The following is a 26,091-nucleotide window of genomic DNA, read 5'->3' on the forward strand; positions in this document are numbered from 1 at the left end:
GGCAGCACCGCCAGCCACCGCACCACCGTATGACACACCGCACCGTTCGGAGAGGACCCGCCACGCACACCCATCCCGCCCCCGGCTCCGCCCCCGAGCCCATTCTGCGCATCCACGATGCGCAGCTGCGGTTCGGCCGGCGCGTCGTGTGGCATGGGCTCGACCTGGACGTGAGCCCCGGTGAGTTCATCGCCGTCCTGGGGCCCAACGGCTCCGGCAAGACGTCCCTGCTCAAAGTGCTGCTGGGCCAGAACCGGCTGCACTCGGGCAGCGCGGAGATCGCCGGGCACCCCGTGCGCAGCGGCAGCCGCGCCGTGGGCTACGTCCCCCAGCAGCGCGGCGTCGACCCGCAGACCCCGCTGCGCGCCCGCGACCTGGTGCGCCTGGGCATCGACGGGGACCGCTGGGGCCTGGGACTGCCCAGCCGGAAGATCACCGCGCAGGTCGATCGCCTGCTGGCCAGCGTGGGCGCGCTCGACTACGCGGATGCCCCGGTGGGCACCCTGTCCGGCGGCGAGCTACAGCGCCTGCGCCTGGCCCAGGCACTCGCCTCGGACCCGCGGGTGCTGCTGTGCGACGAGCCGCTGCTCAGCCTCGACATCACCCACCAGCACCTCGTGGCGAGGCTGCTCGACGAGCAGCGCCGCGAGCGCGACACCGCCATCCTCTTCGTCACACACGAGATCAACCCGATCCTGCCCTACGTCGATCGGGTCCTCTACATCGTGGGCGGGCACTTCCTCGTGGGGTGCCCGCACGAGGTCATCACGACCGCGGCCCTCACCCGGCTCTACGGCTACCCCGTGGAGGTCGTCGAGGCCGCGGGTCGCCTGCTCATCGTGGGCGGCGACGACGAGGGCGCGCACCACCCCGCGCAGGACGGAAGCGCCGCATGAGCGAGCAGGGCTCGACACAGGGCAAGCGCCCCGCACAGGGCAAGCACCCCGCCCATGGGATTCGCCGCGCGAGGGGGCAGGCATGAGCGAGCTGGGCGAGCTGTTCACGTTCGAGGACTACGGGGAGCTCCTGGGGCTCGTGGCCAACTCGATCCTCGCCGCCGCGCTGTTGGGCGTGGTGGGCGGCCTCGTGAGCGTCTTCGTCGTGGCGCGCGACATCCCCTTCGCCGTCCACGGCGTCTCCGAGCTCTCCTTCGCCGGTGCGGGCTTCGCCCTCCTCGTGGGCTGGGACGTCGTCACCGGGTCGATCGTGGGCTCGCTCATCGCGGCGCTCATCATCGGCCTGGGCGGCACGAAGGCCGGCCAGCGCAATGCCATCACCGGCGTCCTCATGCCGTTCGGCCTGGGCCTGGGCATCCTGTTCCTCGCGCTCTACGACGGTCGGGCGGCCAATAAGTTCGGCCTGCTCACCGGCCAGATCGTGGCGATTACGCCGGCGCAGCTGCGCCTGCTCGTCGTCTGCGCGGTCATCGTGCTCGCCGCGCTCGCCGTCATGTGGCGCCCGCTCATGTTCGCCAGCGTGGACGGCGAGGTCGCCCGCGCCCGAGGCGTGCCCGTGGGCGCGCTGTCCATCGCCTTCATGCTGGTGCTGGGGCTCGCCGTGGCCCTGTCCGTGCAGGTGGTGGGGGTGCTCCTGGTGCTCGCGCTGCTCGTGACGCCGGCCGCGGCGGCCTCCCAGGTCTCCGCGAATCCGTTCGTCGTCCCGGTGCTCTCCGTGGTCTTCGCCACCGTGTCCTCCGTGGGCGGCATCCTCATCGCCCTGGGTTCGCCAATCGTGCCGATCAGCCCCTTCGTCACGACGATCAGCTTCGCGATCTACCTGGTGTGCCGGGCGTGGGGTGCGCGGCGGATGCGGCGGCTGGGCCGCCAGCGCAGTCGCCGCGAGGCCACCCTGGACCGGCATTCGTCGCTGCGCGCAGGCTGAGCCCGGCGGCCCGCTGCGCATGTAGCCTGGGCGGATGACCGCTGCGAGGCCCTCGTCCCATCCCGCCCTGCGCCCTGCGCTCACCGCTGCGGGCGGCCTCGCCGCCGCCGGTGCCGCCGCTGGCGTGTGGGGCGCCGGCATCGAACCGCACCTGTTCACCGTCCGCCGCTTCGAGCTTCCCCTGCTGCCGGCCGGCCATCGCGACATCCGCGTCCTCCACGTCTCCGACCTCCACCTGGCGGCGTGGCAGCGCCACAAGATGGCCTGGGTTGCGCGGCTCAGGCGCCTCGAACCGGACTTCATCGTCAACACGGGCGACAGCTTCGGGGGCCAGACCCTGCCGCAGGTGCTCCGGACCTTCGACGGCCTGCTCGACGTGCCCGGTGCCTTCGTGCTCGGATCGAACGACTACTACGGGCCGAGGTTCAAGAACCCGCTGCGCTACCTGACGAAGCCCTCGGAGGGCAGCAGCGGGCACGGGCGGCCCAACCTGCCGACGGCGCAGCTCGTGGCGGCGTTCGAGGACCGCGGGTGGGCGCGCCTGGACAACCGCAGCGCGCGGGTGAGCATCAACGGCACCCGGATCTCCCTGGCCGGACTGGGCGATGCCCACATCGGCCTCGATCGCCCCGGTCCGGCCGGCCCGGAGTTCGATCCCGCCGCCGAGCTGCGCCTGGGCGTCACCCACGCCCCCTACACGCGGGCGCTCGACCCGCTCGTCGACGCCGGCGCGCAGGCGCTGTTCGCCGGGCACACCCATGGCGGCCAGATCCGCATCCCGTTCTGGGGCGCCCCCGTGACGAACTGCGACCTGCCCCGCGACCAGGCGCGCGGGCTCGTGGACTACCGCGGCGTGCCGCTCGAGATCTCTGCGGGCCTGGGCTTCTCCGTCTTCGCCCCCGTGCGCTTCGCCAGCCCGCCCGAGGTCTCGCTCGTCACATTCACGGCCCCCTGAACCGCTTGGGCCCAGCCCGTCGAGCGGTCACGCCCCGCGTGCGGCCCGCCGGTATGCCCCCGCACGCGGGTTCGGCCCAGCCCCCCGCGCCCGAGGTGCGGGCCGCCCTGGGCAGGACCCCACCTCGGGCGCGGGCAGGGCAGCGGGCAGCACCGGCGCCCGGGCCCGCTGAGCCGCCCTGCGCCCAGCCTGCTGAGCCGCCGGGAAACCTCCTGCCGAGCCGTCGAGGGATCTCCTGCCGAGTCGCCTGGGGCACCGCCGGTGAGCACCCTGCGATGCACTCGGTGCTGTTGGCAGCCCCGTACTCGTGCTCGCCCCTCTCCACACGCCCGAGGTGCGGGTCGCAGGGTCGCGGCCCGCACCTGGGGCGCGGGGCCGGGGAACGCCGGGAGGGCAGGACGCGACGCGCCGGGGGCGGACCCGGGCGGAGGGCGCGGATGCGGCGCTGAGCTGGGCGCTTGCCCTCCCTGGACGCGCCCTGGAAGCGGACTGCGGGCCCCGGCTTGGGCCCTTCAGTAGAATCGCACCATGGTGTCTTCTGTCTCCGATGACCAGCCGACCGGCGTCAAGGCCTGGCTGCACTTCGTCGCCCTGAGCGTCGTGGCCGGCATTGTGGCCGCGGGCCTCGCAATCCCCGCGATGGGCGCCGCCTCTGTGGGCGCCGAGAACGCGGTGGGCGTGTTCAACTCGCTGCCGGCCGAGCTCGAGGAGCGGCCGCTGGCCCAGCAGTCGAAGATGCTCGCCTCTGACGGCTCGACGATCGCCACGTTCTACTGGCAGAACCGCAAGGAGGTGGGGATCGACAAGATCTCCCAGCCCATGCAGAACGCCACCGTGGCCGTCGAGGACTACCGGTTCTTCGAGCACGGCGGCGTGGACCTCCAGGGCATCGGCCGCGCGGTGCTGCACAACCTCGTCTCCGGCAACAAGCAGGGCGGTTCGACGCTGACCCAGCAGTACGTGAAGAACGTGCTGGCGGAGAACGCGCACGCCCAGGACGATGTGGCGGGCGTGGGCGCGGCCAAGGAGTCCGAGGGCACCGCGGGCTATGCCCGCAAGCTGCGCGAGGCGAAGCTGGCCGTGGCGGTGGAGAAGAAGTACCCCAAGAAGGAGATCCTCAACCGCTACATGAACATCAACAACTACTCGGGCTCGCCCAACGTCTACGGCGTCGAGGCGGCGGCCCAGCACTACTGGGGGATCCCCGCCTCGAAGATCAACGTCGCCCAGGCCGCCACCCTGGCCGGCATCGTGAAGAACCCCAGCGCCTACAACCCGGAGCGCAACGAGAAGCTCACCCTCGAGCGGCGCAACGTCGTCCTGGGCCTCATGCTCCAGCACGGCAAGATCGACCAGAAGCAGTACGACGCGGCGAAGAAGACGGGCCTGGGTCTCAAGATCCACAAGACGCCCAACGGCTGCTCCGACGCCGGCATCGACGGCTACTTCTGCGACTACGTCCAGAGCGTCATCCGCACCGACCCCGCCTTCGGCAAGTCCGAGGAGGAGCGCAAAACGCTCCTGCAGCGCGGTGGCCTCATCGTCAAGACGAGCCTGAACCCCAAGATCCAGAAGATCGCGGACAAGGCCGTGAAGAACCGGGTGCCCGTGGGCGACCCGTCGGGCGCGGGCCACTCCGCCGTCACGGTCGAGCCGGGCAGCGGCAAGGTCATCGCGATGGTGCAGAACCGCAAGTACTCGGTGACCGAGGGCAAGAAGAACGTCGACACCCAGCTCAACTACAACGTCGACCGCGCCCACAACGGCGCCAGCGGATTCCAGGTGGGCTCCACGTGGAAGCCGTTCGTGCTCGCCCAGTGGCTGAAGTCCGACCGCAAGCTCATGAGCACCGTCAACGCCTCGAAGCGGGAGTTCCCCGCCAGTTCGTGGAAGTACGAGGGCTGTCCCAACATGTCGGCCAACTGGTCGCCGAACAACGCGGGCGACGGTGAGGCGAGTTCGTCGATGACCGCGCTGGCCGCCACGAAGCAGTCGGTGAACACGGCGTTCGCCGCCATGGGCAACCAGCTCAACATGTGCGATATCGCCGGCACCGCCTCGGACCTGGGCGTGAAGTACGGCAGCGACCACCCGCTGGACTACGCGTTCAAGTACAAGCAGAAGGACGGCTCGACCTACGAGTCGCGCCCCGCGCTGGGCCCGTCGTCCATCCTGGGTGCGGCCGAGGTCGCCCCCATCGACATGGCCAGCGCGTTCGCGACGTTCGCCTCCGGCGGCACGTACTGCAAGCCCACCCCCATCGTGGAGATCACGCACCAGGAGAACGGCAAGAAGGTCGACATCCCCTCGGCCGACTGCAAGCGCGCACTCGACAAGGACGTGGCCAAGGGCGTGGCCTACGCGCTCACCCAGACGTTCAACGGCGGCACGACGAGCGGCCTGAGCATCGGCGTGCCCGCCGGCGCCAAGACCGGCACGACGAACTTCGAGGTGGGCTCCACGTGGCTCTCCGGTTTCACGAAGAAGCTCGCCACCTCCGTGTGGACCGGCGACCCCCGCGGTGTGCGCGACTGGCGCAAGAACGGCAAGGGCAAGGTCCAGGGCCGCATCTACGGCGCCACGATCTCCGGCAAGACCTGGCAGGCGATCATGAGCAAGGCCGTCAAGCACACCAAGGGCAACACCGGCTTCGCGTTCCCCTCGGCCGTCTACGGCGGCGGGGGCGGCAGCTCCTCCTCCAGCGGCTCGTACCGCCGCAGCGGCGGTGGGGGCGGCGGCTCCAACAACGGCGGCGGAGGCGGGGGCTCCAACAACGGCGGCGGCGGAGGCGGCGGCTCGAACAACGGCGGCGGCGGTGGCGGCGGCGACAACGGCGGCGAGGCGGGCCTGGGCGGCTGAGCCGCGCTGCGGTACGGTTCGCAGGAGACACCCGACGAGCGAAAGGACCGCCCATGCAGAAGTGGGAGTATGTCACCGTGCCCCTCATCGTCCACGCGACGAAGCAGATCCTCGACCAGTGGGGCGACGAGGGCTATGAGCTCGTCCAGGTGATCCCCGGCCCGGACAACAACGGGCTGGTCGCCTACCTCAAACGGCCCAAGGAGTGACATGACGCGCATCGAACAGGCACTGAGCCAGCAGGGCATCGAACTGCCCGAGACCGCCGCCCCCGTGGGCGCCTACGTCCCCGCCCTGCGCGTGGGGGAATTCATCTACACCTCCGGGCAGCTGCCCTTCGTCGACGGCCAGCTCGTGACGATCGGCCTGCTGGGCGACGAGGTGGACGTGGAGGGCGGCTACGACGCCGCGCGCACGGCCGCCATGAACGCGCTGGCCGCGGTCCGCTCGCTCACCGGTGACCTCGACCTCATCGAGCAGATCGTCAAGGTCACGGGCTTCGTGGCCTCGACGCCCTCGTTCACGGACCAGCCCAAGGTCATCAACGGCGCGTCCGAGTTCTTCGGCGAATTCTTCGGCAAGCGCGGCGAGCACGCCCGCTCCGCCGTGGGGGTGGCCGCGCTGCCCATGGGCTCGCCCGTGGAGATCGAGCTCATCGTCAAGGTCCGCTCGGACATCTGAGGCGCGGAGGCAACCGGGTGCGGCGCGGCCAGAGCCTGCGCTACGGGCGCGGTCCGCACGGGCGGGAGCTGCCCGTGTCGGACTCGCTCACACGCCTGCTCGAGCTGTTCGCCTCCGGCGACCGCCCGCCCAACCCCTCGCAGCCCATCTCCGCCTCCGGCGTCGTGTTGCTGCGCGACACCCCGGCCGGCATCCAGGTCTTCGTCACCCGCCAGTCCGACGCCCCGGGCATCGAGGACCGCAACCGGTGGTCGTTCCCCTTCGGCGAGATCAGCCCGGCGGATGCCCGTCGGCTTCCCATGGCGGGCTGGTCCGCGGAGAAGTGCGCGCGCACGCTGCGCATGGACAACACCACCCGCGCCATCGCGCACTATGCGGCCGCTGCGCGCGTGGCGCTGGAGAACCTGGGCATCGTCTTCGCCTGCGATGCCGAGGGCCGGCTCGTCTCCGAGTCCGACCTGCCGCTGCTCGACCAGACGCGCAGAAAGCTCTTTGCCCGCGAGGTCCGCCTGCCGCAGGCGCTGGACTACCGCGACCTCGCCATGCGGCCCGACCTGCTGCGGCCGTGGCTGCGCTGGATCAACACGCCCTGGCAGCTGCGCCGCTACGACCTCGTGTTCTTCGTGGCCGCCGTGCCCGCCGGCCAGGTCGTGGACTTCCGCTCGCCCAACGATTCGTGGGGCGGCTGGATGCTGCCGGCCGAGGTGCTGGGCTCCGCCGGGGACACCGCCGACCATATCTCCGCCTCCGCGCGGCTGCTGTGCGAGTCGATCGCCGAACTGCCCTCCGTGGGCGCCGCGATGGCCAAGATCCGCGACGTCCGGCCGCTCGAGCCGGACGTGGTGCGCCACGACGGGCAGTGGTGGCTCAGCCTCGACCACCGGGCGGATCCCTCCGAGCGCGGCAGGCTGCGCGACGAGGAGCTGCTGAGCGCGGGGGCCGACGAGGTCGAGGCGAAGCCGCTCATGGCCGGCGACAGCTTCGAGCCCCTCGGCGTCGCGGAGGAGAGCCAGTGACTGCCGGTTCGTGCGAGGCAGTGGGCCGCCCCTCGTCACCGGCCCGAGGTGCGGTGCGGCCAGGTGCCACTGGGTGGTTCCGAGGCGCGGTGGGCCCGGCTGCCCCGTGGCGCCGGAGCCTGCGGGCTCGAGGCGCGTCGGCCCGGGTTGCCCCGGAGTGGCCCAGTTCGCGGCCCGGCTTGACGTGGTGCCGGCTCTGGCGCTGGCAATGCGCCCCCGCCCGTCCGTCCCAGAGCGAAGGAGCTCCCCATGCGCGTGCGCGCTGACAATCCGTCCCCCATGACCCTCGAGGGCACGAACACGTTCGTGCTCCACTCCGCGGACGGCGCCTCGGCCCTGCTCATCGATCCGGGCCCGGAGCTGCCCGCCCACCGCGCCGCCTTCCTGGCCGCGGTGGACGACCGGGAGCTTGTGGGCATCGTCCTCACCCACCGGCACGCCGATCACTCGGAGGCGCTCGCGACGGCCGACGAGTGGGCCCCCGGGGTGCCGGTGCACGCGGTGCTGCCGGAATTCGCGTGCCGTGCCGACACGCTGGTGGACGGGCAGCGGATCCGCTTCGGCGCCTCGGCGGCGGATGAGGTGGAGATCATCGCGACGCCTGGGCACACCTCGGACAGCATCAGCGTGCTCCACGGGCGCACGCTCTACTCAGGCGATACCGTCCTGGGTCGGGGCACCACCGTCGTGACGCACCCGGAGGGGTCGATCGCGGACTACCTGGCGAGCATCGAGCGCCTGCAGGGCTTCGTGGCGCAGGGGCGCATCGAGGTGATCGAGCCGGCGCACGGGCCCGTCGTCGAGGACCCGGGGGCGGTGCTCGCCCACTACCTGCAGCACCGGCGCGAGCGCCTGGAGCAGGTGCAGGCCGCCGTGGATGCCGGGGCGGACACGCCCGCCCAGGTCGCCGATGTCGTCTACGCCGAGGTGCCGGCGAACCTGCGCGGCGCGGTCGAGCAGATCGTGGCTGCGCAGCTGGAGTACCTGCGCCGGGGCTGACCGGTGGGCGCGGTTGCCGGCAGCCGGGTGGCGGGCGACGGGTGGCGGGCGGTGGGCCGCCGTCGCTGGTGGGCGGACGCGTGCCCGTGAACCAGCGAGAGGTCGTTCCCGTTCGCTTCCTCAGGCGAAAAGCGAACGGGAACGACCTCTCAGTGCGGGCGGGCCCGTGGGGGGGCGCCCCAGCGCGGGCGGCCCCGGGCGGGCACCCGCGGCGTCGCTCAGGGCGCGCGGTCCGCGGGGGAGCGACGCCCAGTGCGGGCGCGGCTCTCAGTGGGCGCGGTGCTGCAGGCGCTCCAGGTCGAGGATGACGACGGAGCGGGCCTCGAGGCGGATCCAGCCGCGGGCGGCGAAGTCCGCCAGCGCCTTGTTCACCGTCTCGCGCGAGGCGCCCACGAGCTGGGCGAGCTCCTCCTGCGTGAGGTCGTGGGGCACGAGGACGCCGTCCGGGGCGGGCTTGCCGAAGCGCTCCTTGAGGTCGATGAGCGCCTTCGCCACGCGGCCGGGGACATCGGAGAACACGAGGTCGCCCACCGTCTCGTTCGTGCGGCGCAGGCGCAGGGCAAGCGCCTTGAGGAGGTTCATGGCCGCCTGCGGGCGGTCCTTGAGCCACGTGGTGAGGTCCTCGTGGCGCAGGCTGAGCAGCTCCGTCTGCGACACGGCGGTGACAGTGGAGGAGCGGGGGCCCGGATCGAAGAGCGCCAGCTCGCCGATGATCTCGCCGGGGCCCACCACGGAGAGAAGGGACTCGCGGCCGTCGACGGACTCGCGGCCCACCTTGAGCTTGCCGGTGGAGACGATGTAGAGCTCATCGCCGCTGTCGCCCTCGTGGAACAGGGCGGTGCCGCGGCGCAGGCTGCGCGGCTTCATGAACTTCAGCAGCGCACTCGTCGCCTCATCGTCCAGACCGGCGAATAGGGTGGCGTTGCGCACCACTTCGATGTCCACGGATACCTCCTGATTGCGATGACGGTCACTTCAATCTACCCTCTCGCGGGCAGTGAGCCCAGGCTCGCCACCCGCGAATCCACGCCGTTCGCCGCCCGCGAAACCCGCTGAGGAGGCCCGTCAGCGGTCGCGCGCCGGCACCCGGTGCACCGTCGTCGGCCCCCCGGCAGACCGGGGGCGGGCCAGGACCCACAGGACCCAGCGGTCGAAGGCCCTGCGGGATTCGTGGGCCCCTGCTGGCCCGGGCCGGGCGCCGGTGGGCACCCGCGCGCCCGTGTCGCCGGCGCAGCGCACCGCCGGTAAGGCGCGCGGGAGCCGCGGGAGCCCGGCGCTAAGGTGGGCGGGTGCGAAGCGTTGCGGAGAAGAGCGAGCGGAAGTTCGCCCACGAGACCCACCTGGGCCGGGTGCGCCGCGCCCGCCGGATCGATCGGGAGCTGGCGCGCATCTACCCGGACGCCCGCGCGGAGCTCGACTTCTCCAACGCCTTCGAGCTCCTCATCGCCACCGTCCTCTCCGCCCAGACCACGGACATCCGCGTCAACGAGGTCACCCCGGAGCTCTTCGCGGCCTACCCGGACGCCGCCGCGCTGGCCGATGCGCGCCTCGAGGACGTCGAGGCGATCATCCGCCCCACCGGCTTCTTCCGGGCCAAGGCGAAGAACATCGTGGGCCTGTCCCAGGCGCTCGTGGCCGACCACGGCGGCGAGGTGCCCGGTGAGCAGGCGGCTCTGGTCGCCCTGCCGGGGGTGGGGGTCAAGACCGCGAACGTCGTCCTGGGCAACGCCTTCGGCATCCCGGGCCTGACCATCGACACGCACGTGGGGCGACTGGCCCGGCGGCTGGGGTACACGCGTCAGACCGACCCGCTCAAGGTCGAGGCGGACCTCACCGAGCTCTTCGCCCGCCGCGACCTCACGATGGTCTCCCACCGGCTGATCTTCCACGGCCGCAGGATCTGCCACGCCAAGCGGCCGGCCTGCGGCGTCTGCCCGATATCCGCCCTGTGCCCCAGCTTCGGGATCGGCGAGCTCGATCCGGAGGCCGCCGCAGGGCTGCTGGGCTACGGCATGGCGGTGCCGCGATGAGCGCGCCCCGGCCCGCGACTCCCGGCGGGGCCGCGCCCGCAGATCCCGCCGCCGAGGCGCTGGCCGGCCTGGCGGCCTCCGGCTCCCTGGGCACGTGGCTGGAGCGCCGGCGCCCGCCGGCCGGCGCCGCGACCCGCGACGCCGCCGTGCTCATGCTCTTCGGGCGCGGACAGCCGCCGCGCACCTCGGCGGGCCGTGACGAGGTCGAGCGCCTCACGGACCTGGGCGCAGGCGACGTCGACGTCGTGCTGCTCCAGCGCGCCGCCACGCTGCGCTCGCACGCGGGCCAGGTGGCGTTCCCTGGTGGCAAGCGGGACCCGGAGGATGCCGACGCCGTGGCCGCAGCCCTGCGCGAGACCCACGAGGAGACCGGCGTCGAACCCGCCGCCATCGAGGTGCTCGGTCAGCTGGGCGCTCTCTACGTGCCCGCGAGCGGCTTCTGCGTGACGCCCGTGCTGGGCTGGGCCGGGACGGGGCACGAGGTGCGGGTCGTCGACGAGGCCGAATCCGCCTCGGTGTACCGGGTGGCGGTGGCCGACCTCGTGGCGCCCGCCAACCGCGGCACGTTCGCCGTGCCCGGCACCGGCTACGTCTCGCCCGTGTTCGACGCCGGGGTGCTGCGCGCGTGGGGCTTCACCGCGGGGCTCCTCGAGGGGGTCTTCGACGCGCTGGGCTGGGCCCGGCCCTGGGATCGCGAACGGCGCCTGGACGTGCGGTACTGACAGCGCCCGCCGGGACGCAACCAGCGCTGCCGGGGTGAAGCTGGCGCTGCCCCGTCGACCAGCGCTGCCCCGCTGACCGGCGTTGCCCCGCTGACGGCGATGCCGTCGTGACGGGGCGCACGGCGCCGAGCGGCGCGCGACAGCGAGCGGCTCGCCGCGCCGAGCGCCCGGTCGCACACACGGCGAGGGGGGCGAGGCCAACGGCCTCGCCCCCCTCGCGATGGAGCGCGTGCGGTGCTTGCGGGTGCCTCAGACGCGGGGGCCGGAGGGGTTCTTCACGGCCCGCTTGAGCGCCTCGAGCGCGGACTTGGCCCCGCCGATCGCACCGGTGGGCATGGGGTTGCCCTTCTTGAACAGCGGGATGGCGATGAGCACGAGGACCGCCGCGATGACGACGAGGATGCCGAAGACCAGCAGGAAGCTGCCCCACCAGGGCCAGCCCAGCGCCTCGTGGAAGACCGCGGAGATCGCGAAGATCACCATGAAGGAGGACAGGAAGAGCAGGAACAGGCCGGCGGCGGCAAGGCCCGCGCCGATGCCCAGGTTCTTCGCCCCGTAGGTGACCTCGGCCTTCGCGAGCGCCGCCTCCTCCTGGGCGAGTGCCTGCGAATCGGCCTTGATGTCAGCAACGAGCTGGGAGATGGACCGCTCGGGCATGTGAAAATCCTCCTGGTGAGGGCGTGCGGGGCAGTTGCGTACCTACAGATTATGCCCGACGCGGGCATCGGACCACCGAGGGCGGGGCGAAACCCCGCCCTCGGCGGCCCGCCGTGCCTCAGTCGTCCTTGCCCGCTCCCTGCTGGACGGACTGGCTGATGACGTCCATGACGGAGGCGTCCGCAAGCGTCGTGGCATCGCCCACCTGCTTGTTGTCCGCCACGTCCTTGAGCAGCCGGCGCATGATCTTGCCCGAGCGCGTCTTGGGCAGCTCGTCGACGATGTGCAGCCTCTTGGGCTTGGCGATCGCGCCGATCTCCTTGCCCACGTGCTGGCGCAGCTCCTCCACCGTCGAATCGTCTGGCTGCGCACTGCCGCGCAGGATGACGAAGGCGACGACGGACTGGCCGGAGGTCTCATCGGCGGCGCCCACGACGGCCGCCTCGGCGACCGCCGGGTGCGAGACGAGGGCGGATTCGATCTCCGCCGTGGACAGCCGGTGGCCGGAGACGTTCATGACGTCGTCCACGCGGCCCAGGAACCAGATGTCGCCGTCCTCGTCCCGGCGCGCGCCGTCGCCGGCGAAGTACATGTTCTCGAAGCGCGACCAGTAGGTCTCCTTGAACCGCTCCGGGTCCTTGTAGACGCCGCGCAGCATCGACGGCCACGGCTCCGTGACGACGAGGTAGCCCGCATCGGCGTTGCCCACGGGCTTGCCGTTGTCGTCCACGACGTCCACGCTCACGCCCGGGATGGGGCACTGGGACGAGCCGGGCTTGGTCTCCACGACGCCGGGCAGGGGGGCGATCATGTGCGCGCCGGTCTCCGTCTGCCACCAGGTGTCGACCACCGGGCAGCGGTCCCCGCCGATGACGCGGCGGTACCACATCCAGGCCTCGGGGTTGATGGGCTCGCCCACCGAGCCGAGCAGGCGCAGGCTGCTCAGGTCGTACTTCTGCGCGACCTCCTCGCCCCACTTCATGGACGTGCGGATGGCGGTGGGCGCCGCGTAGAGGATTGTCGCGCCGTACTTCTCGATGATCTCCCACCAGCGGCCCTGGTGCGGGGTGTCCGGGGTGCCCTCGTACATGACCTGGGTGACGCCGCAGGCCAGGGGGCCGTACGCCACGTAGGAGTGGCCGGTGATCCAGCCGACGTCCGCGGTGCACCAGAACACGTCTGTCTCCGGCTTGAGGTCGAAGACCGTCCGCATGGAGAACGCCACCTGCGTGAGGTAGCCGCCGGAGGTGTGGAGGATGCCCTTGGGCTTTCCGGTGGTGCCCGAGGTGTAGAGGATGAACAGCGGGTTCTCCGCCTCGAAGGCCTCCGGGGAGTGCTCGGGGGACTGGCGGCCCACGACGTCGGACCACCACTGGTCGCGGCCCTCCACCATGTCCGTGTCCTCGCCGGTGCGCTTGACGACGAGCACGTGGTCCACGGGGGTGTCGCCCGCGCTCAGCGCCTCGTCCACCGCGGGCTTGAGCGGGCTGGCCTTGCCCCGGCGGTACCCGCCGTCGGCCGTCACCACGACCCGCGCCTCGGCGTCCATGATGCGCGAGTGGAGCGCGTCGGAGGAGAAGCCGCCGAAGACCACGGAGTGCGCGGCGCCCAGGCGGGCGCAGGCGAGCATCGTGATGACCGCCTCCGGGATCATCGGCAGGTAGACGGCCACGCGGTCGCCGGCCTTGACCCCGAGCTCCGTGAGCGCATTGGCGGCCCGGCAGACCTCCTCGGTGAGCTCCTTGTAGGTGTAGGACCGCGTATCACCGGGCTCGCCCTCGAAGTGGATGGCCACGCGGTCGCCGTTGCCGGCCTCGACGTGGCGGTCCAGGCAGTTGTAGGCGACGTTGAGCGTGCCGTCGGCGAACCACTTGGCGAATGGGGGATTCGACCAGTCGAGGACCTCGGTGAAGTCCTTGTCCCAGGAGATGAGGTCGCGGGCCTGCTTCTCCCAGAATGCGAGGCGGTCCTCCTGGGCCTCCTCGTAGAGCTGGGCGGAGGCGTTCGCCTGCTGTGCGAACTCAGCGGGCGGCGCGAACGTCCGCTCCTCGTGCTGCAGGCTTTCCATGTTGTTCTGGGCCAAGGCGTCCTCCCGGCATCGTTGGTGGGAAACTCACCGGGGCAGGCGCACTCAGGGTCGCCAGCCCCGCTGTCAGCGACCCTATACCGAAACTTTCCACTCTGTAAGCGCGCCCGGCTCAGGAGATGAGATGATGGCGGGGAACGTCGCCCGCAGCCGCGCGCTCCGGGCCATGCACCCGACCACTGCCGGGGCCTTCCCAGGCGCTCGGCGAAGCGAAGGAGACTGAGCCGATGAGCACGCCGGATCCCGGACGCAATCCACATCCTCAGGGCGGGCACTCGGGTCCGCAGGCCGAGCAGGGCGGGCCGTTCGGCCCGCACGGCGGTGCCGGCCAGGAGCCGTTCGCCGCGGAACCCTACGGCCAGGGATCGCAGGGCCAGCAGGCCTACGGGCAGCCGGCGTCCGGCCAGCCGGCCCACGGTGAAGCGCAGGGCCAGCAGGCCTACGGGCACGAAGCGCGTGGGCAACAGGCCTATGGTCAGGGGCCCGCCGGACAGCAGCCCTATGGTCAGGGGCCCGATGGCCGGGATGCCCCGCGCGGTGAGTCCTCCCCGTGGGGTGCGGCGGCAGCTCAGGACGGCTTCGGCGGGCAGTCGGGCTTCGAGGGCGGCGCGACTGCCGGACAGCCCTCCTACGGCCGCCACGGACAGCCGAGCGCAGACGGGGCCCAGGACGCCCGAGGCGAGCACCGGGCCGATTTCGGCCAGCACGACTTCGGCCACCAGGATGAGGCGCCCCGGCCGGGCGGCTTCGCGCAGGGCGCCCAGCCCGGCGGCTTCGCACAGGGTGACGGGTTCGCGCCGGCCCAGAGCTTTGGTGGAGGCACAGACCGGGGCATTGGCGACCAGCCGGGTTCGTCCGGCCGGCTCGCGGGTCAGAACAGCCCGAGTGAGCAGTTCCAGCAGCCGGGCCAGCACGATCAACACGGTCCGGACGCTCAGTTCGGCGGATTCGGCCAGGCCGAGCAGGTCGGACAGGCAGGGCAGTTCGATTCGGCGGCTCAGGTCGGTGGCGCGCAGTCCTCTCAGCAGGCGTGGGAACACGGCGGGCCCGCACCCCATCGTGACGGCGGCGCAGGAGGGCCCGAGGCGCCCCGCGCCGATGCCGCGCCCATGGGTTCCGCACCCGGGCAGTTCGGCTCCGCGGCGCAGTTCGGCGCCGGGCCGGGTCACTCCGGTTCCGCGCCGAGCGCGGTCGGCTCGGCGCCCGCCGCCTACGGCTCGGCTCCTGCCGGCTATGGTTCGGCTCCTGCCGGCTATGGCTCGGCGCCCTCGTCCTCCGGCTCGGCGCCCACCGGGGTCCCGGCCGCCCAGCCCGGCGCCGGGTCCGCGGGCCCCGGCTTCGACGGACCCGGGCCGCACGCGGGGCCGCAGGCGCGGTCCCAGGCGCTCGGCCACCCCGCCCCGGGCAAGGGCAGGCGGGGTATCCTCGGCCCGCTGACCGTGCGCGACCTGCTGCTCATTCTGGCGGGCGTCTTCGCCATCGTCGCGATGGCGACGCCCGTGCAGCGCATCTCGGTGCCGACACTCACGCTGGGCGATCCCGAGGCCACCGCCTCCGTGAGCCTGTGGGTCTGGCACTACGGGGCGCTCTACATGCTGTGGCTCGTGCTCGGCATGCTGCCCGTGCTCGCCGCGGCGGTCCTCACCGTGCTCAACAAGACGGTGGCGAGCTTCCCGCAGCGCATCGGCTCGTTCGGACCCGATCAGCTCATCTCCGCGCTGGCCGTCGTCGCAGCGGTCGCGAACGTCGTAATCTTCGCGACCACGGCGCCGCAGGTCCACGTGGGCGGCTATTTCGCGCTCGTGGGCGCGCTGCTCGCGGCCTTCGCCGGCGTATTCACCATGATCCCGTTCCTCGGCGCCGAGTTCGCAGACCGCGCATCCGTGCCCGCCCACCCGAAGGCGGCCCCGGTCGCCAGGACCGGCACCGCGGCCGGCCAGGGGCCCCGCGGGGCCGTTGGCCATGCGGGTTCCGGACCGTCGGGCCCGCAGCAGGGCGGACCGGCATTCGGAGCGGCCCAGCCCGGTTTCGGTCAGTCCGAGGCCCACGCCGCTTCCCCCGCGGCTCAGACCGCCTCGCCCACGGCGGGAGCCGAGCCGGGTTACGGCGCGGACCGCTCGCACGATGCTGGGTTCGCCCAGTCCGCGCCCGCCGCCTCGCAGGGCGCTGAGCACCACCGGGACCAGCACCTGGGCCACGGTGCGCCCCAGGGCCCCGACCATCGGTCCGGTGAGGCCCGCGGTTTCCAGACCGGTGAGGCTCCTGGCTTCCAGCCCGAGCAGCAGAACACCGGGCCCGGATCCACCGGTTCCCACGCCTACGGCGCGGCCGCTTCCGGTGATGATGCGAACGGCGCCGCATCGTGGCAGGACGGCACCCACCGGGAAGCCGGCCGCTCGGAGTCCGGCGAGCGCCACGAGGCGCGGGGCGACTCGCCGTTCGCCTCGGGCTCCGGTCAGTTGGGCCCCGATGCCCAGGACGACGGCTCCCGCACCGACTCCCAGCACGACGCGCCCGAGCCCTTCGCCCAGCCCGAGCGCGCGGGCGAGGGCAGCGCCGGTCACGGCCTCGGCGATCCGGCCTCCGCGCAGGCCGATGCCGCTGGCGAGCCCCTGCCCCGCACCGAGTGGGCAGTGGGCGGGGCCGCCGCCGGCGCCGGTGTCGCGGGTGCCGCAGTGGGCTCGGCGTTCGCAGGCCCGGCCGAGGACCCCGATGCGACTCAGATCGCCCCGGCAATCCAGGACGGGTCAGACGATCCCGAAGCGACTCAGGCGGCGCCGGCTGCGGCCGAGGACTCGGACCGACCGACCGGTGAGCGTCCGCAGGACGACGGGCAGGACGACACCCAGGCGCTCAGCGATTCCGTCTTCGGCTTCCGCGAGGATGAGGTGGACGAGCAGCAGGTCTCCAGCGAGGAGCAGACGTACCTGGGCCGGCACAGCGCGCAGTCCCCCCGCTTCGCCCAGAACGAGCCCACGCAGTCGTTCCCGGCGGCGGGCGGTGCGTTCGGCTCCGCCTCGCAGCAGGCGGACGGTGGGGCCGCCGGCTGGGCGGGCCAGTCCGACTCCGCGCCGAGCCCGGCGCAGGACGGTGGGGGTGCGCAGCAGCCGGGGCAGCAGTCCGCCGCCGGTGGTGCACAGGCGACCGGGGAGAACCCGATGCGCGGGCGCCACGCCGCCGCGGACCGGGAGACGGCCGATCCGCACGAGCCCACGCAGCTCTTCCCGGCGTTTGGCTCGCAGGATTCACAGGCGGCGGAGCAGGGTTCGCGGCCGGAAGAGCAGGACTCACGGCCGGGGGCGCAGGATCGGTCCGCGCCGCAGGCCCAGAACGGGCCCGCGGACGAGCCGCAGGCTCCGCGCCTGGACGCCTCGCAGGCGTTCTGGTTCGCCGTGCCGGAGTCCCGCCAGGCCGTTGACCCTCAGACCGGACAGCCGGTCTTCACGGTCACCACCGGCGAGTGGTTCCTGGCCCTGGCCGACCACGGCAACGCGTTTACGGTGCGCGACGCGGGCGGCCAGGAGGCAGTCCTGTTCAACATCGAGGGCATCCAGCGAGGCTGAGCCCGCACGGCCCCGCGGAGCAGCGGCCCGGCACCCCGGTCAGCACCGGGGTGCCGGGCCGCTGCCGTGTTCTGCCGCGCACCGGTGCCGGCGTCGGTGCCGCTGGGTCACAGGCGCACGCCCGCGAAGGTCACACCACCCGTGCCCTGCCGCGCTTCGTCCACAGGCAGTCCGCGCGGCGGTCGCGAGCCGCCCCGGCGGTGGTGGGGTGGGCGCATGTCGCGCATCGTCGTCCTCACCCAGCTGGCCAGCCTCGCCGAGCACTGTGCGGCACTGGCCGAGGGGATCGGCGTGCCGCTCGACGTGCGCGAACCGGGCGCCGGGGGCTGGCAGGACGCCGTGCTGGTCCTCGTGGGGGAGGACGTGGCACAGGCACCCACGACGGTGGGCGTGCCCACCGTCCTCATCGCCGCCGCCGATGATGCCGGTGCGGTCTGGGCGCACGCCGCCCGGCTGGGCGTCGACACGGTGGCGGTGCTGCCCGCCGGCGCGGAATGGCTGACCCAGCGGATGATCCAGGCCGTCGAGCCCCCGGGCACTCCGGCCAGCACGTGCGGCGTCGTCGCAGGCTCCGGGGGCGCCGGCGCCTCCGTCCTGGCGTGCGCCCTGGCCCGCCACGCCGCGGCTCAGGGGATCTCCACGGTGCTCCTCGACGCCGATCCCCTGGGGGGCGGGCTCGACCTGGTGCTCGGCTGCGAATCCGCGCAGGGCCTGCGCTGGCCCGCGCTCGCCGCCTCCCGGGGGCGGCTGCGCCCCTCGACGCTGCTCAATGCCCTGCCGCGGGCCGGTGACCTCGCGATCCTCTCGTGGGACCGCGAGGGGCGCGAGGAATTGGACGAGGAGGTCTTCGATGCCGTCCTCGCCGCAGCCCAGCAGGCCTTCGAATTCGTCGTCGTCGACGTGCCGCGGCACGCCTCGGCCGCCCGCGCCAGGGCCTGCCACCATGTCGCCCTCGTGACCCCCGCGCGCGTGCGCGCCGCCGTGGCCGCCGCCCGCGTGGCTCGCAGCCTCGAGGCCGTGAACTCGTCGCTGGGCCTCGTGGTGCGCGAAACCGGCCGCTCCGCCCTCGACCCCGAACTGCTCGCCCAGACCATCGGCATCGAACTGGTGGGCATGCTGCGCGACGACGCGGCGCTCGCCGAGCAGGTCGATCGCGGCGAGGGCATTCCGAGCGGGCGCACGCACGTGGGCCGATTCGCCGAGGAGCTGCTCGAGCGGGTGGGGCCGTGAGCACCGCGGGGCTGGGAACGCGGCGCTTCGGGGAGAGGGGGCTCGGCCCGCAGAGTGTCGGGCGCCAGTCCCCGGAGACGCAGGCGGCGGGGGCACCGGGCGCGGGCACCGCCGGTGGGCCGTGGCTGGACGCCGCCCTCGTGGCCGAGGTGCGCGGCCACCTGCTGGAGAACCCCGGCCCCGTGACGACCTCCGCGGTCGCGGCGGCCCTTCAGCGCAGCGGTCGCGTGCTGGGATCGGCCGCGCTCCTCGAGCTCGTCAAGCGGATCTCCGCCCAGCTCGCCGGGGCCGGGCCCCTCCAGCCGCTGCTCGACGCCCCGGGCGCCACCGATCTCTTCGTCAACGGACCCAGGGAGATCTGGACCGACCGGGGGCGGGGGATCGAGCCGGTGGACATCTCGTTGGGCACCGAGGCAGATGTGCGCGCGCTCGCGGTGCGCCTGGCGGCCCTGGGCGGGCGGCGGCTGGACGATTCCCAGCCGCTCGTCGACGTGCGCCTGCCTGACGGGGTGCGCCTCAACGCGGTGCTGCCGCCCCTGTCCGGGGAGCACACGGTCATGTCCTTCCGCGTGCCGCGCACCCGCGGCTTCCGCATGGAGGAGCTTGTCACCGGGGGCTTCATCACGCCGGCGGTCGCGGACCTGCTGCTGCGGGTCCTCCGGGCCCGGGCGAACTTCCTCATCTCCGGGGGCACCGGCTCGGGCAAGACCGTCCTCCTGGGGGCGCTGCTGGCAGAGGTCGACGACGCCCAGCGCCTGCTCATCGTCGAGGACTCCCGTGAGCTGCGCGTCGACCACCCCCACGTCGTCCAGCTGGCCGCACGCCAGACCAACATCGAGGGCGCCGGCGAGGTGTCCATGGCCGACCTCGTCCGCAACGCGCTGCGCATGCGGCCCGACCGGCTGGTAGTGGGCGAGTGCCGCGGAGCCGAGGTGCGCGACATGCTCACGGCCCTCAACACCGGACACGAGGGCGGCTGCGCCACCGTCCACGCCAACACCGCGGAATCCGTCCCCGCCCGCCTCGAGGCCCTCGGCGCTCTTGCCGGCATGTCCCCGGCGGCCGTCCACTCGCAGCTGGCCACGGCCATCGACGTGGTCATCCACGTGCGCAGGCACTCCGGTACCCGCGAGGTGTGCCAGGTCTGCCTGCCCGCGGTCTCTGCGAGCGGGCCCAGTGTCGCCCAGGTGTGGAGCGCGGAGGCCGGCTTCAGTGCGGAGAACCGCGCGCGGCTGGATGCGCTGCTGAGCACTCGGGCGGGGACGCCGTGAGCGCCCTCGCCCTGCTGGCGGGCTTGTTCGCGGGTGTGGGCTGGTGGGCGCTCACATGGTCCCCGGCAGCGCGGCGCCTGCGCGCCCTGAGCGCGGACCGGGCCCCGGATCGCAGGCGCATCCGTCGCCGAGCCGCAGACACGGGCCTCGAGGCGGTGGCAGCCGTGGACCGCTCCGTCGAACTCCTGCGGGCCGGGATCCCACCGGCCGGCGTCATGCAGCACCTGGCGGCCCTGCCCGGCGACGCGCGGCTCACGGAGGCGCTGGCGCGCAGCGGGCGCTCCCTGGAGCTGGGAGATTCGCCCCACACCGCGATCCGGCGCCACCTCGGTGGCGTGGATGCGGAGGCCGCCGAGGTGCTCGACGGCATGGCCGCCGTCTGGCACGTCGCGGAGACGGCCGGAGCGCCGGCCGCGGACATGCTCGCCCGTTATGCCGGGACCTGCCGCGAGCGCGCCGATTCCGCGCGCGAGCGCGCCGTTGCGCTCGCCGGTCCCGCGTCCACCGTGCGCGTGCTCACGTGGCTGCCGCTGCTCTCGCTGGGGCTGGCCATGCTCATCGGGGCCAACCCCGTGCGCCTGCTCGGCAGCGCACCGGGGCTCGTCTCCCTGTTGGGAGGCACCGCGCTGCTGCTGGCGGGCAGGGCGTGGATGCGCATCATGCTCCGCCGGGCGCAGTAGCACCGCTGCGTGCCGCAGGGAGTGGGAGGAGACTGCCATGCTGGTGTCGATCATCGCGGGAGGGCTCGCCGGGCTTGCCGTGTGGCTGCTTGTCGCCGAGCCCTCGGGCCGCCTGCGCACCCTGCTGGGCAGAGCGGGCGAGCCCGCTTCGCCTGGCGCACGGCTGGGGCGCTCACGGCCGTCGTCCGCCGGCGCTGCGGCCCCGGGCCCCGCGCGGCGGGGGCACCGGGCGCGCGGAGCGCGCGCAAGCGACATCGACCTGCTCGCCTTCGACCTGGACCTCGCCGCGATCTGCCTGCAGGCGGGACTGCCCACGGAGCGTGCCCTCGAGCTCGCGGCGCAGGCGGGCGGCGATCGCAGCGGGCTGGGCAGGCTGGGCCGAGCGCTTGAGCTGGGCGGCGAGGACCCCGCCGACAGCGCCGAACGCGGCCGGGACGGCCCCTCGGCCACCGCCGAGGCGCTCGAGTCCGTTGCCGCGCTCATCGGCTTCTCGCGGGCCACAGGCGTCTCGCTGGCGCCGCTGCTGCGCGGATTGGCCTCCGATCTGCGGCGCACCGAGCACCGGCGCCGCCAGCTCGCCGCGGCCCGGCTGGGCGTGCAACTCGTCATCCCGCTGGGCGTGTGCATCCTGCCCGCCTTCATCCTCCTGGGCGTGGTGCCCGTGCTGCTCACCCTCGTGTCCGACATGGCGGGCCTGTTCCGATGAGCACCCGGTCACCGCACCCGCGCTGGGCGGGCCACCGCGCGAAGGTCACCGCTGCCGGTCACCGGCGCACCGGGGTCTGTGGATTGGGGCCACAGGGTCCACAGGATCCGCCGGCACCGCCCGCTGTGCCTCCGGCCGCGGCAGGCTCGGGGCATTCCCGCGGCGGCGGGTGCGGCCGGATCGGAAACTCAACCGACTCGGAACCGGACCGGACCGAACGGACGGGACCGGACGGATGGGCCGGGACCGGACGGGACGGACGGGACCAGAACCGGATCGGACGGAACCGGACGGGCGGGACCAGGACCGGACCGGGACCGGGACCGGACCGGGACCGGACCCGACGGACGGGACCGGACAGAACCGGAACGCGGTCAGTCCACGGTCGGCCTGGGGCCGGCCCACGGTGACCCGGTAGGGCACCGGCGCACCCGGGCCCGGGAATGCACCGCAGCACCACCCCCGGAGACGGTCTCCGGACCTCCGCTTCCGGCAATGATGCCGGGGCGGCGGTAGCAGCGACGAAGGAGAAGGCAATGGATACGAACACCGCAGAAACCGCGGGCACACCTGGTGCACCCGGTACACAGGTCACGGCAGCCGGCACAGGGGACGGAGACTGCGGGCAGGGCGCACTCGTGTGCGCTCGCAGCGGCCGGACCAGGCGCGGGCAGCTCGTGCGGTGGCACTGCGATCGCGGTGCCACAACCGCGGAGTACGCGATCACGACGCTGGCGGCCTGCGGGTTCGCCGCGCTGCTCGTCGTCATCCTCAAATCCGACGCGGTGCGCCAGCTCATCACCAAGGTGATCTCCACGGCGCTCGGCATGGGGCAGTGATGGCGGCCCACGACGGCGCCCCGCCCACCGGTGCCGCCCTCCCCCTGGGCACCGGTGCGCGGCGATGAGCAGGGCCCCCGCTCCCGCGGCCCGCCGCTCACGGTGGCGGCGCAGCCGGGTGTGTGCGCTCCCTGCCGCCGAACCCGGCGCCCGGGGCCGCACGCGCCTGCGCTGTGAGCGGGGCGCCGCCACGGCGGAGTTCGCCATGATGATGCCGGCACTCGTTGTCCTCATCCTGGTGGTCGTGGGAGCGGGAGCGATCGGGCTGACGCAGCTGCGGGCCTATGATGCGGCCCGAGCGGGGGCGCGTGAGGCGGCCCGGGGCGAACCCGCCCGCGATGTCGAGCAGGCGGCGCACAAGCGCGCGGGCTCGGCGGCGCGGGTCGAGATCTCGACGGCCGGCGAGTACACGGCCGTCAGCGTCGAGATCGGCTTGCCCGCTTCCCTCCGCTTCGTCATGCGCACGGTCAGCGCCCGGGCCGAGGCGCGCACCGAGGGGGCGGGATGAGCACCGGCGGCCCGCTGCGGTGCCGCCAGAGGCGGGGTGGCGGTGAGCGGGGTTCGACCACCGTGGTGGGGGTCGGGCTCATGGTCGGGGCCCTCGTGTTGGTGCTGGGGGTGGGCGTGGCCGGGCGCGCCTTCTTCGTCCATGCCCGCGCCGATGGCACGGCCGACCTCGCCGCGCTCGCCGCCGCCGACGCCGTGCGCGCCACCGCACCCGGTGAGCCCTGCGAGGTCGCCGCCGACCTGGTCAAGCGCCGTGGGCTCGCCCTGCGCGAGTGCATCGCGCGCGCTGATCTGGGCACCGTCAAGGTCGTGGTGGAGGCGAAGCCACCGGCCCCGCTGCCCGCTCTACGCGCCACGGCCGTGGCCGGCGGGCCGGAACCGGCGCCGTGAGCCACGCGGCCCGCTGCGGCGCCTGCGCCCGCGGCTCAGGCCAGCAGTGCGCGCAGCAGGCGCTGGGCCGCGTCCTTCTCCAGCGGCTCGTTGCCGTTGCCGCACTTGGGCGATTGCACGCACGCGGGGCAGCCCGCCGCGCAGCCGCAGGAGGCAATGGCCTCGAGGGTGGCGCGCTGCCACTCGTCGAAGACGGCATAGCCGCGCTCGGCGAAGCCCGCCCCGCCGGCCTGGCCGTCGTAGACGAAGACTGTGGCGACGCCGGTGTCGGCGTGCACCGCGGTGGACACGCCGCCGATGTCCCAGCGGTCGCAGCCGGCGAACAGGGGCAGCAGGCCGATCGAGGCGTGCTCGGCAGCATGCACGGCACCGGGCACATCGGCCCGCCCCACACCCGCGGCCTCGAGGACGTCCGCGGGCGCGGTCCACCACACCGCCTGGGTGCGCAGCGTGCGCGCGGGCAGCTCGAGCGGGTACTCGCCCAGGCGCACCCCGCTGCCCTTCTGGCGCATCGCGTACGCCACGACCTGGTCCGTCACCTCGACGGTGCCGGTGTGCACCCGCCCACCGGAGGGCAGGCCGCGCGAGGTGTCCGTGGACTCGATGCGGATCTCCGTGACCGCCCGCGCCTGGGTCGTGTAGTCGACGGCCTTGCGCTCGACCATCGCGAGCCGGGCCTCGAGGTCGAGCTCGCTGACGACGTAGGAGATCCCCTGGTGCAGGTACACCGCCCCCGGATGGATCTGCATGTGCGCCCCGGCATCGTCGATGGTGCCGAGCAGCGTGCCCGTGGCCTGCTCGACGATGCGCACCTGCGCCTCGCCGTCGCCGCGGATGCCCGTGAGCGCGGCGGCCGATTCGCCCTTCGCCCAGTACCAGCCGTGGGGGCGGCGGCGCAGCATCCTCGCGGCCGTGAGCGACTCGACGACGGAGGCGGCAGTGGGGCCGAACCGGGTGAGATCGGCCTCGGTGAGGGGCGCCTCGGCGGCGGCGGCGCACAGGTGGCCGCCCAGCACGTAAGGATTGGAGGGATCGATGACCCCGGCGTCCACGGGCGCCCCGAAGACGGACTCGGGATGGTGGACGACGAAGGTGTCCAGCGGATCGTCGCGGGCGATGAGCACCGCGATCCACGGCCGGCCCGCGCGCCCGGCACGGCCGGCCTGCTGCCACAGCGAGGCCAGCGTGCCCGGCCAGCCCAGCATGACAACCGAGTCGAGTCCGGCGATGTCGATGCCGAGCTCCAGCGCGTTCGTCGAGGCGACCGTGCGCAGTTTCCCGCTGCGCAGGCCGGTCTCGAGCAGGCGCCGCTCCTCCGGCAGGTAACCGCCCCGGTAGGCGGCGATCGACTTCCTCAGCTCCGGTTCGACCTCCGCGACGTTGTCGCGCACGGCATCCGCCAGCGCCTCGGCGCCACGGCGGGAGGCGATGAACGCGATCGAGCGGTAGCCCGCGCAGGTGGTGTCGGCCAAAATGTCCGCGGCCTCGCTGATCGTGGAGCGGCGCGCCGGGGCCAGGCCGTTGGCGTCGGCAACGGCTCCCGCCTCTCCCTGTGGTCCGGGGCCGTCTCCGCCCTCGCGCCCTGCGGCACCACCCCCGGCAGCACCGACCCCTGTCGCGCCACCGCCCATCGCGCCGCCGCCTGCGGGGGCCGGCGCAACCAGCGCCGAGTCGCCGAAGGGATCGGGCGCGACGCCCAGGGCGGTCAGCGCACTGTCGGCCCACGGATCGGCCTGCGCGTCGGCCAGCAGGGCGCGCGCCGCCTCGGCGCCGGCATCCGCACTGCCCGCACTGGACCGCCCGTCGACCGGTCCGCTCGTGTCACCCGGGGCGCCCACCGCGGCGAGCGCGCCCGGCTCCGAACCGGGCAGCGGCGGGGGCTCCCACAGGAGGAACCGGCCCGGGGCGCGCGGCGAGGTGTCCTGGGTGATCGCGGTCGCGGGCCGCCCGGTGAAGCGCGCGAACGCCGCGGCGGGATCGGCCATGGTCGCCGAGGCCCCGATGACGACCGGCTGCGCCCCGTAGTGCTCGGCCACGCGCAGCAGTCGGCGCACGATGAGCGCCACGTGCGAGCCGAACACGCCCCGGTAGCGGTGCGCCTCGTCGACGACGATGTAGCGCAGGGACTTCAGCCAGCGGGAGAACCGCGGATGGCCGGGCAGGATGCCGCGGTGGAGCATGTCCGGGTTCGTGAAGACGAGGTTCGCGTGCTGGCGCCCCCAGTCCTTGTCCGCCTTCGAGGTGTCGCCGTCGTAGCTGCCCGGCCGCAGTCCGCGCAGGGGCAGGGCGCGGACCTTGCCGAACTGGTCATGGGCCAGCGCCTTCGTGGGCGAGAGGTACAGTGCGGTGGCCTGCCTGCTCGGGACCTCCTCGCGGGTGGTCGCGATCGCGTGGAGGATGGGCAGCAGGAAGCCCAGCGACTTCCCCGAGGCGGTGCCGGTGGACAGGATGACGTCCTCGCCGGTGTGCGCCGCGTCCGCCGCGGCGGCCTGGTGCACCCACGGGGCGTCGACCCCGGTGGCGCGCAGGGCCTCGACGACGTCCGGGCTCAGCCAGGCGGGCCACGGTGCGTGCTCCCCGGGCCGGCCGGGGATGTCCTCGACGTGGGTGATGCGATCGGCGCGCTGGCCGTAGCCGGAGAGCAGGTCGAACAGCGCGGAATCGGACATGGACTCCATTGTCCCACCCGGGCCCGGTGCGCGGCGGCCTCGCGAGTGCGCTGTGAGCAGACAGCCGGCTCGCCGGCTCGCCGCGCCTGTGGGCGGTCACCCGTAGGCTGAGTGCCGTGAGCGCACAGAACATCCCCGCCGGCCTGCCCCGCCTGGCCCCCGAGCACCTGACCGCCCTGCGCGAGGCGCTCGTGGACGCCGGCTTCTCCGAATCCGGCCTGCGCGAGCTGTGGGGCGAGGCCGCCGATGCGGCCCTGGCCCGCAACGACGCCGCCCCGGCCCGCTGGGCGCTGCGCCGCTGCGCACCCCCGGCGGCTCGGTCCGCCGCGGCCGGTGCATCTGCGGCGGCT

General features: G+C 73.6%; 23 protein-coding genes. 19 read left to right on the forward strand and 4 right to left on the reverse strand.

Features of this window, described 5'->3' with window-relative positions; genetic code table 11:
* The first annotated feature begins 29 nt into the window (after window positions 1-29).
* The 8 genes from GSY69_RS04395 to GSY69_RS04425 all read left to right on the forward strand — a co-directional run bounded on the left by GSY69_RS04395 (window position 30) and on the right by GSY69_RS04425 (window position 8,391).
* Entirely contained in the window at window positions 30-896 is an 867-nt protein-coding gene (locus GSY69_RS04395; RefSeq protein ID WP_160952664.1) for a metal ABC transporter ATP-binding protein, read from the forward strand.
* A gap of 82 nt (window positions 897-978) precedes the next feature.
* A complete protein-coding gene (locus GSY69_RS04400; RefSeq protein ID WP_160952665.1) occupies window positions 979-1,881 on the forward strand; it encodes a metal ABC transporter permease in 903 nt (300 codons plus the stop codon).
* Between the two features lie 34 nt (window positions 1,882-1,915).
* A complete protein-coding gene (locus GSY69_RS04405) occupies window positions 1,916-2,836 on the forward strand; it encodes a metallophosphoesterase (protein ID WP_160952666.1) in 921 nt (306 codons plus the stop codon).
* A gap of 528 nt (window positions 2,837-3,364) precedes the next feature.
* Window positions 3,365-5,695, forward strand: coding sequence for a transglycosylase domain-containing protein (locus tag GSY69_RS04410; RefSeq protein ID WP_160952667.1), 2,331 nt, complete (start codon window positions 3,365-3,367; stop codon window positions 5,693-5,695).
* A gap of 53 nt (window positions 5,696-5,748) precedes the next feature.
* Window positions 5,749-5,904 carry a hypothetical protein gene (locus GSY69_RS14145; protein ID WP_202410804.1) on the forward strand — a complete coding sequence of 52 codons (156 nt, stop codon included), beginning with the start codon at window positions 5,749-5,751 and terminating at the stop codon, window positions 5,902-5,904.
* Window position 5,905: 1 nt separating this feature from the next.
* Window positions 5,906-6,376: a RidA family protein gene (locus GSY69_RS04415; protein ID WP_160952668.1), complete on the forward strand. Its 471-nt coding sequence runs from the start codon at window positions 5,906-5,908 to the stop codon at window positions 6,374-6,376.
* 74 nt (window positions 6,377-6,450) lie between these two features.
* Window positions 6,451-7,392, forward strand: a complete 942-nt coding sequence (locus GSY69_RS04420; protein WP_160952669.1) for an NUDIX hydrolase — start codon at window positions 6,451-6,453, stop codon at window positions 7,390-7,392.
* A gap of 249 nt (window positions 7,393-7,641) precedes the next feature.
* Window positions 7,642-8,391 carry an MBL fold metallo-hydrolase gene (locus tag GSY69_RS04425; RefSeq protein WP_160952670.1) on the forward strand — a complete coding sequence of 250 codons (750 nt, stop codon included), beginning with the start codon at window positions 7,642-7,644 and terminating at the stop codon, window positions 8,389-8,391.
* A gap of 267 nt (window positions 8,392-8,658) precedes the next feature.
* Here GSY69_RS04425 and GSY69_RS04430 read toward each other — a convergent pair whose 3' ends face one another.
* A complete protein-coding gene (locus GSY69_RS04430) occupies window positions 8,659-9,336 on the reverse strand; it encodes a Crp/Fnr family transcriptional regulator (protein ID WP_160952671.1) in 678 nt (225 codons plus the stop codon).
* 344 nt (window positions 9,337-9,680) lie between these two features.
* On the opposite strand from GSY69_RS04430, the gene nth reads away from it, so the two are divergent.
* Window positions 9,681-10,421 (forward strand): endonuclease III, encoded by a 741-nt coding sequence (gene nth, locus GSY69_RS04435; RefSeq protein WP_160952672.1) that lies wholly within the window; start codon window positions 9,681-9,683, stop codon window positions 10,419-10,421.
* Window positions 10,418-11,143, forward strand: coding sequence for an NUDIX hydrolase (locus tag GSY69_RS04440; protein ID WP_160952673.1), 726 nt, complete (start codon window positions 10,418-10,420; stop codon window positions 11,141-11,143). Before nth ends, GSY69_RS04440 begins: the two co-directional genes overlap by 4 nt.
* A 249-nt stretch (window positions 11,144-11,392) precedes the next feature.
* Here GSY69_RS04440 and GSY69_RS04445 read toward each other — a convergent pair whose 3' ends face one another.
* Window positions 11,393-11,800, reverse strand: coding sequence for a phage holin family protein (locus tag GSY69_RS04445; RefSeq protein ID WP_160952674.1), 408 nt, complete (start codon window positions 11,798-11,800; stop codon window positions 11,393-11,395).
* A 118-nt stretch (window positions 11,801-11,918) separates the two neighbouring features.
* The gene (gene acs, locus GSY69_RS04450; protein WP_160952675.1) at window positions 11,919-13,868 is read right to left on the reverse strand and encodes an acetate--CoA ligase; all 1,950 of its coding nucleotides are present in this window, start codon (window positions 13,866-13,868) and stop codon (window positions 11,919-11,921) included.
* A gap of 245 nt (window positions 13,869-14,113) precedes the next feature.
* Here acs and GSY69_RS04455 point away from each other — a divergent pair, with 245 nt between their 5' ends.
* From GSY69_RS04455 to GSY69_RS04490, 8 genes are all read left to right on the forward strand, one after another.
* On the forward strand, window positions 14,114-17,449 hold the full coding sequence (locus tag GSY69_RS04455) for a hypothetical protein (RefSeq protein ID WP_160952676.1): 3,336 nt from the start codon (window positions 14,114-14,116) through the stop codon (window positions 17,447-17,449).
* A 216-nt stretch (window positions 17,450-17,665) separates the two neighbouring features.
* Window positions 17,666-18,679 carry a septum site-determining protein Ssd gene (gene ssd, locus GSY69_RS04460; protein ID WP_202410805.1) on the forward strand — a complete coding sequence of 338 codons (1,014 nt, stop codon included), beginning with the start codon at window positions 17,666-17,668 and terminating at the stop codon, window positions 18,677-18,679.
* Window positions 18,676-19,950: a TadA family conjugal transfer-associated ATPase gene (locus GSY69_RS04465; protein WP_407925004.1), complete on the forward strand. Its 1,275-nt coding sequence runs from the start codon at window positions 18,676-18,678 to the stop codon at window positions 19,948-19,950. Before ssd ends, GSY69_RS04465 begins: the two co-directional genes overlap by 4 nt.
* Window positions 19,947-20,630, forward strand: a complete 684-nt coding sequence (locus tag GSY69_RS04470; protein WP_160952677.1) for a type II secretion system F family protein — start codon at window positions 19,947-19,949, stop codon at window positions 20,628-20,630. Before GSY69_RS04465 ends, GSY69_RS04470 begins: the two co-directional genes overlap by 4 nt.
* Before the next feature lie 37 nt (window positions 20,631-20,667).
* Window positions 20,668-21,336 carry a type II secretion system F family protein gene (locus GSY69_RS04475; protein ID WP_235936282.1) on the forward strand — a complete coding sequence of 223 codons (669 nt, stop codon included), beginning with the start codon at window positions 20,668-20,670 and terminating at the stop codon, window positions 21,334-21,336.
* A gap of 536 nt (window positions 21,337-21,872) precedes the next feature.
* Window positions 21,873-22,175, forward strand: coding sequence for a DUF4244 domain-containing protein (locus tag GSY69_RS04480; RefSeq protein WP_160952678.1), 303 nt, complete (start codon window positions 21,873-21,875; stop codon window positions 22,173-22,175).
* Window positions 22,176-22,293: 118 nt separating this feature from the next.
* On the forward strand, window positions 22,294-22,683 hold the full coding sequence (locus GSY69_RS04485; RefSeq protein WP_328698762.1) for a TadE family type IV pilus minor pilin: 390 nt from the start codon (window positions 22,294-22,296) through the stop codon (window positions 22,681-22,683).
* The gene (locus GSY69_RS04490) at window positions 22,680-23,072 is read left to right on the forward strand and encodes an Rv3654c family TadE-like protein (protein ID WP_160952680.1); all 393 of its coding nucleotides are present in this window, start codon (window positions 22,680-22,682) and stop codon (window positions 23,070-23,072) included. The genes GSY69_RS04485 and GSY69_RS04490 overlap by 4 nt, the downstream gene beginning before the upstream one ends.
* A 35-nt stretch (window positions 23,073-23,107) precedes the next feature.
* On the opposite strand, the gene GSY69_RS04495 is transcribed toward GSY69_RS04490, so the two are convergent.
* Window positions 23,108-25,741 carry a DEAD/DEAH box helicase gene (locus GSY69_RS04495; RefSeq protein ID WP_235936284.1) on the reverse strand — a complete coding sequence of 878 codons (2,634 nt, stop codon included), beginning with the start codon at window positions 25,739-25,741 and terminating at the stop codon, window positions 23,108-23,110.
* A 116-nt stretch (window positions 25,742-25,857) separates the two neighbouring features.
* Between GSY69_RS04495 and GSY69_RS04500 the strand changes: the two genes are divergently transcribed.
* Window positions 25,858-26,091 (forward strand): DUF7059 domain-containing protein (locus GSY69_RS04500; protein ID WP_202410806.1); only part of this gene is annotated, 234 nt, incomplete at its 3' end.

This window comes from Brevibacterium rongguiense, assembly GCF_009857845.1.
GTDB classification, from domain to species: Bacteria; Actinomycetota; Actinomycetes; order Actinomycetales; family Brevibacteriaceae; genus Brevibacterium; species Brevibacterium rongguiense.

Bases quoted from the DNA above. Each gene is read 5' to 3' on its own strand.
- GSY69_RS04395 (WP_160952664.1), top strand. From the start codon at position 30: ATGACACACCGCACCGTTCGGAGAGGACCCGCCACGCACACCCATCCC.
- GSY69_RS04400 (WP_160952665.1), top strand. From the start codon at position 979: ATGAGCGAGCTGGGCGAGCTGTTCACGTTCGAGGACTACGGGGAGCTC.
- GSY69_RS04405 (WP_160952666.1), top strand. From the start codon at position 1,916: ATGACCGCTGCGAGGCCCTCGTCCCATCCCGCCCTGCGCCCTGCGCTC.
- GSY69_RS04410 (WP_160952667.1), top strand. From the start codon at position 3,365: ATGGTGTCTTCTGTCTCCGATGACCAGCCGACCGGCGTCAAGGCCTGG.
- GSY69_RS14145 (WP_202410804.1), top strand. From the start codon at position 5,749: ATGCAGAAGTGGGAGTATGTCACCGTGCCCCTCATCGTCCACGCGACG.
- GSY69_RS04415 (WP_160952668.1), top strand. From the start codon at position 5,906: ATGACGCGCATCGAACAGGCACTGAGCCAGCAGGGCATCGAACTGCCC.
- GSY69_RS04425 (WP_160952670.1), top strand. From the start codon at position 7,642: ATGCGCGTGCGCGCTGACAATCCGTCCCCCATGACCCTCGAGGGCACG.
- GSY69_RS04440 (WP_160952673.1), top strand. From the start codon at position 10,418: ATGAGCGCGCCCCGGCCCGCGACTCCCGGCGGGGCCGCGCCCGCAGAT.
- GSY69_RS04445 (WP_160952674.1), bottom strand. From the start codon at position 11,800: ATGCCCGAGCGGTCCATCTCCCAGCTCGTTGCTGACATCAAGGCCGAT.
- acs (WP_160952675.1), bottom strand. From the start codon at position 13,868: ATGGAAAGCCTGCAGCACGAGGAGCGGACGTTCGCGCCGCCCGCTGAG.
- GSY69_RS04455 (WP_160952676.1), top strand. From the start codon at position 14,114: ATGAGCACGCCGGATCCCGGACGCAATCCACATCCTCAGGGCGGGCAC.
- ssd (WP_202410805.1), top strand. From the start codon at position 17,666: ATGTCGCGCATCGTCGTCCTCACCCAGCTGGCCAGCCTCGCCGAGCAC.
- GSY69_RS04475 (WP_235936282.1), top strand. From the start codon at position 20,668: ATGCTGGTGTCGATCATCGCGGGAGGGCTCGCCGGGCTTGCCGTGTGG.
- GSY69_RS04480 (WP_160952678.1), top strand. From the start codon at position 21,873: ATGGATACGAACACCGCAGAAACCGCGGGCACACCTGGTGCACCCGGT.
- GSY69_RS04490 (WP_160952680.1), top strand. From the start codon at position 22,680: ATGAGCACCGGCGGCCCGCTGCGGTGCCGCCAGAGGCGGGGTGGCGGT.
- GSY69_RS04495 (WP_235936284.1), bottom strand. From the start codon at position 25,741: ATGTCCGATTCCGCGCTGTTCGACCTGCTCTCCGGCTACGGCCAGCGC.